The following is a 12,572-nucleotide window of genomic DNA, read 5'->3' as shown; positions in this document are numbered from 1 at the left end:
CCCCTATTAAAATTAGTACACATTGTGGCAATGCCTTGACTGTCATTAATCGATTTTTTCACTAAAGGTTTATCCATGCCGAAATTTATCTCTGCCCTTGTTGTATTGGGATTATCATTGTCTTTGACAGGTTGCTTTGAGTCCGAGCCAAAGCCTCAAGCAGTTTCAATTAATCAAGGAAAAATTTTAGAAAAAAATGTGCTGGTGGGATTGTGGCATATTGACGAGTTACCCATGGATGCGCCCCAAAACGCATATTATCTCAGTCGGGCAGAAACAGCCGGCTCTGACAATCACATTTATGGAAAGCACATTGAGTTTGATAAGGGCGGCAGGTTTAGCAGCAGTTATTCAGCAGAATGCGGGAATGAATGTTTTCCGCATTCAGAAGGTCTTTATCGATTTGTAAGTGATGACGAAGTGATTCTGCAAGCGACCAAGGTTGAGCAAAGAGGCTATTGTGGAGAAAACGGAGAGTTTAAAAAGAGCGGCGAGTGGGTCTTGGGAAAATTTAAGATAGAAAAAGACAAAGAGTTTGTTGTTTTAAAGAAAATTCTATAATTCCAATTTTTGGATTTTATAAAATTTTGAGTGAATTTCATTGATAGGGTAGGCGGAAACTTCCAGCCAACCTGCACATAAGTTTTAAAGCCGCCGTACCGGATGGTGGGTTTTATGATCCGTCGGGTAATCGTTTGGGGGTTTGTTGATTATCGGGAGTAAATGCAGATGATTACTCTGCCTTCTTTAAATGCGCTTCCATCAAAGTGGAATGAAATCCGCGAGCAGTTGGAAACCGACTTTTCTGCCGACCTCGAAGCCTTGCTGCACGAGCGGTTTACGGAACACGAAGCCAAGCAGCTTGAGCAGGATTTTATTGATTGTATCGGTTGTACGCCTGAGGAATATGTTCGTATCCGCCGAGCTTTCCGACTGTTGGAAACGCGTTATCCGGATAGTCCGCACGAACTGACTGCGGCCGCGGTTGCCACGCCGTTGGGCGAGATGTTGGCGGTGTTCGGCAGCAAGGGTTTGTGTCTGTTGGAATTTGTCGGGCAGAAACATATGGAACAGGAAATCATGGCTGTCCAAAAAGCTTTACGCGGGCAGTTTATTTTCCAAGAAAATGAGCAAACGCAACTTTTGCGTCAAGAATTGGATTTATACTTTCAAGGCCGTCTGAAAGTTTTTGCGACACCTTTGGAAACGATAGGTACAGCCTTTCAACAGCAGGTGTGGGATGCGCTGCTGACCATTCCTTACGGTGAAACGCGCAGCTACAAGGAGCAGGCGCAACAGTTGGGTAATCCTAAAGCCATTCGTGCCGTTGCCGCTGCAAACGGACAGAATAAGGTGTCTATCCTGATTCCCTGCCACCGCGTTATTGGCAGCGACGGTAAACTGACCGGCTACGCAGGCGGCTTGAACCGCAAACAGTCGTTGCTTGCCTTGGAGCGAGGCGAAGTTCAGACGGCCTTGTTCTGAGTTTTGATAGAGGATAAGGGGCCGCGCTTCGGGCAGGCTTCGCACGTTAAAAAATTGAGTAGCAGAAGGTCGGGGAAGCCCGGAAAAATCTGCATGGAGAAAAATGTTGGGTAACGCCCACGCTAGAAAAAGAGAAATAAGACATGAGCCTGAAAAACCGCCATTTTCTAAAACTTTTGGATTTTACGCCGGAAGAAATCACCATCTATCTCGACCTTGCTGCCGAATTGAAGGCCGCTAAAAAAGCAGGGTGCGAGGTGCAGCGGATGAAGGGGAAAAACATCGCCCTGATTTTCGAGAAAACATCAACCCGCACCCGTTGCGCGTTTGAAGTGGCTGCACGCGACCAAGGGGCAGGGGTAACTTATCTGGAGCCTTCTGCCAGTCAAATCGGGCATAAGGAAAGCATTAAGGATACGGCGCGTGTTTTAGGGCGGATGTTTGACGGTATCGAATATCGCGGTTTTGGACAGGATGTGGTGGAAGAGCTGGCCAAGTATGCAGGTGTGCCTGTGTTCAATGGTTTGACCAACGAGTTTCACCCGACCCAAATGCTCGCCGATGCGCTGACGATGCGCGAGCATAGCGACAAGCCTTTGAACCAAATTGCGTTTGCTTACGTCGGCGATGCGCGTTACAACATGGCTAATTCGTTGCTGGTGTTGGCTGCGAAACTGGGCATGGACGTGCGTATCGGTGCGCCGAAAAGTTTGTGGCCGTCTGAAAACATTATCGAGACGGTGCAGGCTGTTGCTAAAGAGACCGGCGGACGGATTCTGTTGACGGAGAATGCGCAGGAAGCCGTGAAAGGCGTGGATTTTATCCATACCGATGTGTGGGTCAGTATGGGCGAACCTAAAGAGGCTTGGCAGGAACGTATTGATTTGCTGAAAGATTACCGCGTTACGCCTGAGCTGATGGCGGCGGCGGAAAATCCGCAAGTTAAATTTATGCATTGTCTGCCTGCTTTCCATAATCGCGAAACCAAGGTCGGCGAATGGATTTATGAGACATTCGGCCTGAATGGTGTGGAAGTAACGGAAGAAGTTTTTGAAAGCGAAGCCAGCATTGTGTTTGATCAGGCAGAAAACCGGATGCACACGATTAAAGCGGTGATGGTAGCGGCATTGGGCGATTGATTGTTATGCTCAACATTGCTTACTGCTTCATTTAATAGAGATTAAATAAAGGCCGTCTGAAAGAAAGACTTTCAGACGGCCTTGTCGTTTGATTGGGGTTTATTGCCAAATCAGGACTTTGGGTTCGGGCGTTACTTGATAGCCTTCTTGACGCAATAGTTCGATTAAGCCTTTTTCGCTGGGTAAATGGGCAATACCGACGGCAAAGAGGGTGCTTTGTTTGGCGGATTGCTTGCGGATTTCAGGCAGCCATGCCAAGTTACGCCGAATCAGGAGGTCGTTTTTCAGCCAATCGGACATGGCTTTGGCGTATTTGGCATCAACAAGTTTGAGGGTGCGTTGTTCGGTTTCTTCCAAAAGTGGGATGAGTTCTTCAAAGCGGCCGTCTGAATAGGCTTGATGGAGTTTTTTGATATCTTCGGTTTCTTCTTTATTGGTTTTAATACTGGCTTTCAGAAAGTTGAGCATGGTTTCTTCAGGCTGGGCTTTGAAGATCGCGGTAACATCGTCCAAGCTTTCTAATGAACCACGCGGCTTATTGATGTCGGCGGCCGCGTTGGTCAGCAACATATCTGCACCGGTTTCTGAGCTATACCCTTTGGGAAATGTACTGCCGGCAAAAATGAATGCCGCCCACGGATGGAGTTTGTCGGCAAATTGGGCGATGGGTCGGCTTTCTTCATTTTGTGAATAGATTTCTTGTAAAAGACGGAAATCTGCTTTGCCAAGCTTGAGGCTGAGCGGTTCGGTACTCATGACTTCCTTGAAGTATTTTTGATACATTTTTTTCGTTTCCGGACTGCTGTCCGGCAGTGGATCGACTTCTGTGGTCAGTTGGTCGGTGGATTGCAATAGTTTGACTGCATCGGAAGACAAGGTTTGATTGGTTTGCCCCATGTGGATGGTGCCGAGCAGATAGGAATCGGGTTGGCCTTCTTTGCTGATTTTCCAAACATTGCTGGTCAGTTTAGGCTGCTGCCAGTTAAGTTCGGCAGGTTTGTTGTCGGTTGAAGTTGCATTAGGTTGGCAGGCACCCAAGGCAAGGGCGGTCAATGGCAAAAGCAGGCAGGCAAGCAGTTTTTTCATGTTTTTCCTTATTGTGGTGTGCGGTAGGTAGGGGCAATTTTAGAAATCGAGCAGGTTTTGAACCGGATGTTCGCCCGTTTCGGGTTTTTCCATTTTGCGGTTGCGGATTTTGGCCTTCCTGAGGGATAGAAGGTGCATGACTTGATGCTTTTGGCTATCGGTCATCTGGAGCCAGTACAAGCGCTCTTCCCGGTTGCGCAGACAGCCTTTGCAATAGCCTTTGGCATTGGCTTCGCAGACACCTATACAGGGACTGGGGATGGGGAAAAAATCGGGTTGTTCCATATTTTAAAAGCGTTTGAGATAAGAGACCGGACAAATCAAAATTGCAGACTGCATTCGTATTTGTCTAAACACGGCAAGTGTATCCAGTAGGATTCCTACCAATATCCAATTGAGTTGGTCATTTCAATAAGTTTATATCTGCCACCCTAGGCATAAAAACCCTAAGAGAAACCATAAATATATCGCAGAAGAAGTCAGTATCTTCCCTATCGTCAGATTTTTCCAATAAAACCCAAGTAAAAACATTATAAAAATTAAAGGAATTCCAATATAAATATAATAATTAAGCGAACCTAATTCACTGAACACGTTTATAACAGAATAGAGACCGACAAATCCACCTGACCAAAAAACAATTATTGCTGGCCCTAAAAAAATAGCCGTTATTAAATGAGGGAGGAGTAAGATTTTTATCCATTCTTTATGTTTAATGTTCATTTTATATCTTGTACTGCAATGGTATCGTATCGATTCAAATAGGGGGAACAAAGTGTACAGTAAGGTCTCCAAGATCAATTACGGTATGTTTGGCAGAATCATGTTTTAATACAAATCTGGAGTTCCTCTATATGTTGATTTTCAGACGACCTATTTCAGCCCCAACGATCTGCATTTTATGACTTAATCAGTTTACGCAAAGACTGATTATTGTATTTGATATCGGCAATCATTCGGTCGTATTGGTGCATTCTACGGAGCGAGCGGGTAATCAGATAGATCGAGAAAATAATCAAACTGATGTTCATCAGACTGACCAGTGCGAGCAAAGGCCAAACATCGACGGCCTCGTACCATTTCGATGTCGCAATCAGCGCACTGAAAATAGACAAAGGGAGTGCGAAAACGGCAATGCCCGTACGCATGATAGCAAGAGCCGTGCGTTTTTCAGCAAGGAGAAGCTGCACTTGATTGATGCTGAGGATATCGTTTTGCTGTTCGGTAATCATAGGATACGCGCCTATACAAATTAACTTTGAATCCTGATAAAGCGGAAAATATGGTTTTATGTTACCCGAAAGTATTGAAAATAAAAACAAAGGTCGTCTGAAAATTTTCAGACGACCTTGTCCATTCCTGTTTACACAGTTTGCGAGTATTTGGCTTTGGTTTCTTTATGGCGCAGATGGTAGTCGAACACCATGGCGATGTTGCGGATCAGGAAACGGCCCTTCGGCGTAACGGTCAGGCTGTGCGGTTTGAGACGGACCAGGCCGAGGGTTTCCAGTTGCTTCATATCTTCCAGTTCGGCTGCAAAATAGCGGCTAAACGGAATGCCGAACACGCTTTCATAGATTTGATAATCAAGCGAGAAGCGGCACATTAAATCCTGAATGATGTTGCGGCGCAGGATGTCGTCTTGATTAAGTTGGTAGCCGCGCATAATCGGCAGATGTCCGGCATCGAGTGCGGCGTAATAGGCATCGATGTCGCGCTCGTTTTGGGAGTAGGTGCTGCCGATTTTGCCGATAGAGGACACGCCGATCGCTACCAAATCGCAGTCGGCATAGGTTGAATAGCCTTGGAAGTTGCGTTGCAGGAAGCCTTCTTTGAGGGCGATGGAGAGTTCGTCGTCAGGTTTGGCAAAGTGGTCCATACCGATGAAGACATAGCCGCGCTCGGTCAGGGTTTGAACGCAATATTGCAGCATATCGAGTTTTTCTTCGCTGCCGGGTACGACATTGGTGTCGATACGGCGTTGCGGTTTGAAGATATGCGGCAGGTGGGCGTAGTGGTAAAGGGCGAGGCGGTCGGGATCGAGGGACAAGACCGTGTCGATGGTGGTTTTGATGCTTTCGGTGTTTTGGTGCGGCAGGCCGTAAATTAAATCGACGCTGACTGATTTAAATCCGGCTTCACGCGCGGCATCAATCACTTCTTTGGTTTCTTCGTAGCTTTGAATACGGTTGACGGCTTCCTGCACTTTAGGGTCAAAGTCTTGAATACCGACACTCATGCGGTTGAAACCAAGTTTGCCCAGTTTGAGGACAGTTTCGCGGCTGACTTTGCGCGGGTCGATTTCGATGGAGTATTCGCCGTTGGGAATCAGCTGGAAGTATTTACGAATCATGTCGAAGACGCGTTCGAGTTGGTCGTCGCTCAGGAATGTGGGCGTGCCGCCGCCGAAGTGGAGCTGCGCGAGCTGGTGTCTTCCGCCCAAATGCGGTGCCAGCAATTCCATTTCTTTTTCCAGATACTGGATATAGGCATCGGCACGGCTTTTGTCTTTGGTAATGATTTTGTTGCAGCCGCAGTAGTAGCAGATGGTATTGCAGAAGGGAATGTGGATGTAGAGCGAAAGGGGTTTGTTGAGCGCTCCCGTATTGCGCAGGCTTAAAGCTTGGATATATTCGGCTTCTTTAAAGCCTTCATGGAAGCGGTCGGCAGTCGGATAGGATGTATAACGGGGACCGCTTGATGGCAAACTGGCAATCAATTCACGGTCAAATTCCGGTAATTCGTTGTTTGTGTTGGTGTTATTTGAGATGGGGATGATTTTCATGGTCGGGCTTGTAGTATAAAGTAGGGAAATTAGGGAAAATTTTAGTCAAAATTTCGATAGTTTGGTAGAATGCCTGATAATGATATGCCGACTTTGACTTGGGTCAATAGTTATTCGGCTTCATCAGGGATTTATAGAACTATGCAGATTAAGGGTGCGTTATGGCCACACACAATGCAACACATCAAATGAAAACCTTGTGTTCCACATGTTCTTTACGCGAGCTGTGTTTGCCTGTCGGACTGATGCCTAACGAATTTTCACAATTGGACGCGGTTATTCGTCAAAGCCGCCGTCTGAAAAAAGGTGAATACCTGTTCCGTGCCGGCGAGCCGTTTACCTCTTTGTTTGCCATCCGTGCGGGCTTCTTTAAGACAACAGTCGCCAGCCAAGATGGACGAGATCAGGTAACCGGCTTTTTTATGTCGGGCGAGCTGATCGGTATGGATGGGATTTGTTCCCATATTCACAGCTGTGATGCTGTGGCTTTGGAAGACAGCGAGGTATGCGAGCTTCCGTTTACTCATATTGAGGAACTCGGTCAGGATATTCCCAGCCTCCGCTCCCACTTTTTCCGCTTGATGAGCCGCGAAATTGTCCGAGATCAGGGTGTTATGCTGCTTTTGGGCAATATGCGCGCTGAAGAGCGATTGGCGGCATTCTTGCTCAACCTGTCTCAGCGTCTCTATTCACGAGGCTTCGCCGCCAATGATTTTATCTTGCGGATGTCGCGTGAGGAAATCGGCAGCTATTTGGGGCTGAAACTGGAAACAGTCAGCCGCACCTTGTCTAAATTCCATCATGAAGGCTTGATTTCGGTTGAACACAAGCACATCAAAATCTTAGATGCGACAACCTTGAAGAAAATGGTTTCCGGTTGTTCGCACGCTATCTGAATCTTAGGCCGTCTGAAATATTTCAGACGGCCTTTTTAACAAGAATTAAAGAATAATTGTTAAGTTACGAAAGTGATAGTCAGATATTAAATTGAAAAATCTTCAACAACCGGTGTGTACAGAATACGGTCGACTACTTCTCTGGTCAGTTTTGGTGCAAACATCTGGATAAAGTCATACGCGTAACCACGCAGGTAGGTATCAGTGCGTAAGGCTATCCATGTGGGCGACGGTTCAAATAAGTGTGCCGCATCAATAAGTTGTAAATCTTGATCGACAACGGGATCGTACGCCATTTTAGCCATCAAACCAACGCCCAAGCCTAAGCGGACATATGTCTTCAATACATCCGTATCGGCAGCCGATAAGGCAACATCAGGTTGCTCAATATGCGCTTTATTAAATGTACGCGCGATACTGCTGCCGGAATTAAAAGCAAATTCGTAAGTAACCAGCGGAAAAGAAGCTAAATCTTCAAGGCTTAAAGGGTTGCGGCAGTCCAAAAGAGGGTGGTCGTGCGGAACAATGACGGCATGGTTCCATTCATAGCAGGGCAGTTTTCCCAACTCAGGATGATCGTCAATGCGTTCAGTAATAATTGCTAAATCAGCTTCGCCGCTGCTGACCATTTGCGCAATGGCAGAAGGGCTGCCTTGTTTGATGGTCAAATTGACTTTAGGGTAGTTTTTGACAAACTCCGCAACGATTTTTGGCAAAGCATAACGCGCCTGGGTATGCGTTGTCGCGATGGTCAGGGAGCCGCTGTCATGATCGGTAAATTCGCTGCCGATATTTTTAATGTTTTGCACATCACGCAAAATCCGTTCCGAAATCTCTAATACGGCTTTGCCCGGTTGTGAAACGGAAACCACACGTTTGCCGCTGCGGATAAAAATTTGGATACCCAATTCTTCTTCAAGCAGGCGGATTTGTTTGGAAATGCCGGGCTGGGATGTGAAAAGCGCATCGGCGGCTTCTGAGACATTCAGATTGTGTCGGTAAACCTCAAGGGCATAACGTAATTGTTGCAGTTTCATGGTAGCAGTACCGGATACGTTGTTAATGTGGATTTTGTGCGACAAACGGCATGTAATTTAACATATTTTGCCCAGTTTTGCCCCGAGTTTTGAAAACGGTTGTTTTTAATGGAAATATCTTTTAACGATATGAAAACGGGAAATTCAGGAAAGAAGAGGGAAAGGGGTTTTGTTGTTTTTGTACAACTTAAGGTGGATGAATTGTCTGATTTTGCCCTAAATTAATGACACAAGATTGATTTTTCGGCATGATTAACTACTAGGAAGCAGGCACTTCATGATTGTTTGAAGGCATCGAGTATTGACAGTTTGCCTTGCGCTTCTTTATAGTGCAACCTGATATATCCGATTTGCCGCTGTTTTGATACTGCGGCCTGTATATTGGTACTTTGCAGCGGTTGCTTTCCTAGTCCGCCGCATAACAATTTGATGAGGGAATAAAATGACCAAACAGCTGAAATTAAGCGCATTGTTCGTTGCCTTGGTTGCCTCCGGCACCGCTATGGCCAGCGAAGCGCACACCAAACACGGTTACACCGTAAGCAGCCAATCTCAAGAAATCGTCCGTAACAACTACGGCGAATGCTGGAAAAACAGCTACTTCGACAAAGCTACCCAAGGCCGTGTTGAATGTGGTGATCGTGAAGCAGTTGCTCCTGTACAACAAGCTCCTGAGTATGTTGATGAAACTGTTTCTCTGTCTACTAAAACTCTGTTCGGCTTCGACAAAGACAACCTGCGTCCTGAAGCTCAAGAAAACCTGGACGCTTTGGCTCAACGCCTGAGCAACAAAAACGTAGAAACTGTACGTGTTGAAGGTCACACTGACTTCATGGGTTCTGAAGAATACAACCAAGCTCTGTCTGAGCGTCGTGCTAACGTAGTTGCTAACTACTTGGTAGGCCGTGGCGTTGCTTCTAGCAAAATCTCTGCAGTAGGTCTGGGCGAATCTCAAGCTCGCATGACTGCTACTTGTGAAGCTGAAGTTGCTAAACTGGGCAAAAAAGTTTCTAAAGCTAAGAAACGTGCTGCCCTTATCGCTTGTATCGAACCTGACCGCCGCGTTGACGTTAAAATCCGCAGCGTTGTTACTCGTCAAGTTGCTCCAGGCCAAACTATCGAAGGTCAAGGCGAATTGCCTGCTACTGATGAAGGTTGGATCCCAGCTCCTTACAATGGCGTTCACGGTTACGCTAAACCTTAATCGGTTTGTGAAAAATGCCCTGCAATATGCAGGGCATTTCTTTATGGTTTATATTTGAAGAGTCGGGGAATTTATGATTCAAAATAAAAGGCCGTCTGAAAGACTTTTTTCAGACGGCCTTTTATTAAGACAGATTAGTTTGGTTTGGGCCATTTCCATACGCAGATGGCTGCCAGTATCGTACAAATCAAAAAGATGATATTGGATAAGCCGTGCCAAACGCCGAATGTTCCACCTACTAGGGACAGCAGCCAGTTATCCAGACCGTACTTGTGTGCCTCGATAACCGGTGTAACCAAAAGATGGTTGCAGGCTAAGAGTAACCAAAGCACCAATATCCACCAAGAAAGTGAGGCCAGCGGTTTTCTGAAAAAGGCATAGGCTGCGCCAAAAATAACTAAGCCACATAGTGCTGTAATGGCAAACAAAATGCCGGCAATTTCTCCTGCCTGTATTTTAGGCAGAAGGCGGAACAGGATTGGGGCGGTAACATAGCCTGCGGTCAGTTGCATACCGAGCCACATGGCGGCGGCGGTTTGGATAATTTTGTACAGTAGATTCATTATGTTTCTCCTGGGAAGATTTCACTTTTTCTATTATGGTGTTTTTAGGTACAACAAAAGGCCGTCTGAAAATATTTTCAGACGGCCTTTTGTTTATTTAGATATATTGCACGGCAATGATGTCATATTCACGTACGCCGCCGGGTGCTTGAACTTCTGCAACGTCGCCTTCTTCTTTGCCGATTAAGGCGCGGGCAATTGGAGAGCCAACGTAGATTTTGCGTTCTTTAATGTCTGCTTCATCCTCACCGACGATTTGGTAGGTAACTTGTTCTTCGGTTTCCAAATCTTCCAGTGTCACAGTTGTACCGAACACGATTTTGCCTTCTGCATGGATTTCGGCAGGGTTGATGATATGCGCCATAGAGAGTTTGTGTTCTAACTCGGCGATGCGGCCTTCGATAAAGCCTTGACGCTCTTTGGCGGCTTCGTATTCTGCGTTTTCAGACAAGTCACCGTGCGAACGTGCTTCGGCGATGGCTTCAATGACTTCTGGGCGTGCCACGCTTTTTAGGTGTTGAAGTTCTTGTTTCAACAATTCTGCACCACGGACGGTCAAAGGGATTTTTTGCATTGGGTTCTCCATGAAAGCATGATGATGCTTTTAAAATTTTATCCGGCCACGCGCGGTAGCCGGATTGGAAATAAAAATACAAGCCGCCAAAGCTTGGCGGCTTGATGAATAAATAAGTAATGTCTGTATTCTACCAAATTCTGCCGAAACCGCAATGATTAAAACGGATTTTCAGTAAAGTGTTGTTTTCTGTCTATTTTGTTTTTTCAGACGGCCTGAAAACTAAATATTGAAGTATTTCAAAGCTGCATTGGAAAAAACGGTTTCTTAAATGAATGTTTTTGATTAAAATACCTGTTACTAATCCGTAGTAATTAGTCTGCTTTAACTATATGAAGAGAAAATATGGAAACAAAACCAACTTCCCAAAATGAACAACAGGCTAACCGCCGTTATTTGACTGTTTGGCGATGGCATTTTTATGCCGGACTTTTGGTCGCGCCGTTTTTAACCCTGCTGGCTGTTACAGGGTTGGGAATGCTGCTATTCGCCAATATTACCGGTAAAGAAGGCGAACGCATACATATTACGCCGCAGGCAGTGGTGCAGCCTTTGTCGGCTCAGGCTGAGGCCGCCAGACAGTTTGTGAATCCGGAAACTGCTTCTGTAGTGCAATATATTGCGCCGCGCGCAGATGACATGGTCGCCGTATTCCGCGTGAACAATGACGATAAAGCCACTATGGTTGCCGTTGATCCCTATACAGCAAAAGTTGTGAATACGATGCCGCGCGGTCAAGGCTGGTATCACACGATGGACGAAATCCACGGCGATATGATGATCGGCCCGGTGGGTGACTATCTGCTGGAAACTACCGCGTCGCTGACCATCCTGATGATAATCACGGGGATTTATTTGTGGTGGGCGAAACAGCGCAGCCTGAAATCCATGCTTGTGCCGAAAGCAGGCAAAGGACGCACATGGTGGCGTAGCATGCACGGCGCATTTGGCTCTTGGGTTTCTTTGATTTTGTTGCTGTTCTGTTTGTCAGGTATTGCTTGGGCAGGTATTTGGGGCGGTAAAGCGGTTCAGGCATGGAGCCAGTTTCCTGCGGGTAAATGGGGTGTGGAGCCTAATCCGGTATCTTCCGTGCCAACCCATGGTGATGTGCTGAACGACGGTAAATCCAAAGAAGTGCCATGGATTTTGGAGCTGACGCCTATGCCGGTTTCCGGTACGACAATGGGCGAAAACGGCATTAATCCAAGCGAGCCGATGACTTTGGAGACGGTTGACCGCTTTGCACGTGAAATTGGCTTTAAAGGCCGTTATCAGCTCAATTTACCCAAAGGTGAGACCGGTGTATGGACGTTGTCGCAAGACTCAATGAGTTACGATATGATTAGTCCGACCGCTGACCGCACGGTACACATCGATCAATACAGCGGTAAAATTCTGGCTGATATTCATTTCGACGATTACAACTGGTTTGGTAAATTCATGGCGGCAAGCATTGCTTTGCATATGGGTACATTGGGCTGGTGGAGCGTATTGGCAAATGTCTTGTTCTGTCTGGCGATTATCTTTATCTGTGTCAGCGGCTGTGTAATGTGGTGGAAACGCCGTCCTTCGGAAGCACGTGGTTTGGTTCCTCCGGCGCAGAAAATCAAATTGCCGGTATGGTGGGCAATGGCTGTGCCGCTTTTGATTTTGGCTGTGATTTTCCCGACAGCCATTGCTGCAATCGCTGTTATTTGGATTTTGGATACACTGTTGTTGTCGCGTATCCCGGCATTGGCAAGATGGTTTAAATAACCGCCCGATGTGATTAAAGGCCGAGACCTTTGCAAAATTCCCCAAAAT

General features: G+C 46.4%; 13 protein-coding genes. 6 read left to right on the top strand and 7 right to left on the bottom strand.

Translation table 11 applies throughout. The features are described from left to right. Positions 1 to 75: 75 nt before the first annotated feature. From HMPREF2700_RS09040 to HMPREF2700_RS09030, 3 genes are all read left to right on the top strand, one after another. Positions 76 to 561, top strand: a complete 486-nt coding sequence (locus HMPREF2700_RS09040; RefSeq protein ID WP_070591651.1) for a hypothetical protein — start codon at positions 76 to 78, stop codon at positions 559 to 561. A gap of 168 nt (positions 562 to 729) precedes the next feature. Next, positions 730 to 1,485: a methylated-DNA--[protein]-cysteine S-methyltransferase gene (locus HMPREF2700_RS09035; protein ID WP_070591650.1), complete on the top strand. Its 756-nt coding sequence runs from the start codon at positions 730 to 732 to the stop codon at positions 1,483 to 1,485. A gap of 143 nt (positions 1,486 to 1,628) precedes the next feature. Beyond that, positions 1,629 to 2,624 (top strand): ornithine carbamoyltransferase, encoded by a 996-nt coding sequence (locus HMPREF2700_RS09030; RefSeq protein WP_070591649.1) that lies wholly within the window; start codon positions 1,629 to 1,631, stop codon positions 2,622 to 2,624. Positions 2,625 to 2,723: 99 nt separating this feature from the next. Here HMPREF2700_RS09030 and HMPREF2700_RS09025 read toward each other — a convergent pair whose 3' ends face one another. The 4 genes from HMPREF2700_RS09025 to hemN all read right to left on the bottom strand — a co-directional run bounded on the left by HMPREF2700_RS09025 (position 2,724) and on the right by hemN (position 6,495). Beyond that, positions 2,724 to 3,710, bottom strand: a complete 987-nt coding sequence (locus HMPREF2700_RS09025) for a TraB/GumN family protein (protein WP_070591647.1) — start codon at positions 3,708 to 3,710, stop codon at positions 2,724 to 2,726. Positions 3,711 to 3,749: 39 nt separating this feature from the next. Further along, a complete protein-coding gene (locus tag HMPREF2700_RS09020; RefSeq protein WP_070591646.1) occupies positions 3,750 to 3,995 on the bottom strand; it encodes a DUF1289 domain-containing protein in 246 nt (81 codons plus the stop codon). Positions 3,996 to 4,609: 614 nt separating this feature from the next. Beyond that, entirely contained in the window at positions 4,610 to 4,942 is a 333-nt protein-coding gene (locus HMPREF2700_RS09010) for a hypothetical protein (protein WP_003684426.1), read from the bottom strand. 131 nt (positions 4,943 to 5,073) lie between these two features. Then, positions 5,074 to 6,495 carry an oxygen-independent coproporphyrinogen III oxidase gene (gene hemN / locus HMPREF2700_RS09005; RefSeq protein ID WP_070591642.1) on the bottom strand — a complete coding sequence of 474 codons (1,422 nt, stop codon included), beginning with the start codon at positions 6,493 to 6,495 and terminating at the stop codon, positions 5,074 to 5,076. 161 nt (positions 6,496 to 6,656) lie between these two features. Between hemN and fnr the strand changes: the two genes are divergently transcribed. Next, positions 6,657 to 7,391, top strand: coding sequence for a fumarate/nitrate reduction transcriptional regulator Fnr (gene fnr / locus HMPREF2700_RS09000; RefSeq protein ID WP_039862092.1), 735 nt, complete (start codon positions 6,657 to 6,659; stop codon positions 7,389 to 7,391). An 86-nt stretch (positions 7,392 to 7,477) separates the two neighbouring features. Here fnr and HMPREF2700_RS08995 read toward each other — a convergent pair whose 3' ends face one another. After that, positions 7,478 to 8,428: a CysB family HTH-type transcriptional regulator gene (locus tag HMPREF2700_RS08995; protein ID WP_070503716.1), complete on the bottom strand. Its 951-nt coding sequence runs from the start codon at positions 8,426 to 8,428 to the stop codon at positions 7,478 to 7,480. Between the two features lie 442 nt (positions 8,429 to 8,870). Between HMPREF2700_RS08995 and HMPREF2700_RS08990 the strand changes: the two genes are divergently transcribed. Then, a complete protein-coding gene (locus HMPREF2700_RS08990; protein ID WP_070591640.1) occupies positions 8,871 to 9,632 on the top strand; it encodes an OmpA family protein in 762 nt (253 codons plus the stop codon). 134 nt (positions 9,633 to 9,766) lie between these two features. Here HMPREF2700_RS08990 and HMPREF2700_RS08985 read toward each other — a convergent pair whose 3' ends face one another. Together HMPREF2700_RS08985 and greA are read right to left on the bottom strand one after the other, a co-directional pair. Then, the gene (locus tag HMPREF2700_RS08985; protein ID WP_070591639.1) at positions 9,767 to 10,195 is read right to left on the bottom strand and encodes a DUF4149 domain-containing protein; all 429 of its coding nucleotides are present in this window, start codon (positions 10,193 to 10,195) and stop codon (positions 9,767 to 9,769) included. 97 nt (positions 10,196 to 10,292) lie between these two features. Continuing rightward, complete coding sequence (gene greA, locus HMPREF2700_RS08980) at positions 10,293 to 10,769, bottom strand: transcription elongation factor GreA (protein WP_003684304.1); 477 nt, start codon at positions 10,767 to 10,769, stop codon at positions 10,293 to 10,295. A gap of 345 nt (positions 10,770 to 11,114) precedes the next feature. Here greA and HMPREF2700_RS08975 point away from each other — a divergent pair, with 345 nt between their 5' ends. Next, positions 11,115 to 12,524: a PepSY-associated TM helix domain-containing protein gene (locus tag HMPREF2700_RS08975; RefSeq protein ID WP_070591638.1), complete on the top strand. Its 1,410-nt coding sequence runs from the start codon at positions 11,115 to 11,117 to the stop codon at positions 12,522 to 12,524. Positions 12,525 to 12,572: the final 48 nt, after the last annotated feature.

The organism is Neisseria sp. HMSC068C04, from assembly GCF_001810105.1.
Taxonomy (GTDB): domain Bacteria; phylum Pseudomonadota; class Gammaproteobacteria; order Burkholderiales; family Neisseriaceae; genus Neisseria; species Neisseria flavescens_B.
The sequence above is the reverse complement of the archived record's forward strand: the minus strand, read 5'-3'. Positions and strand labels throughout refer to the sequence as shown.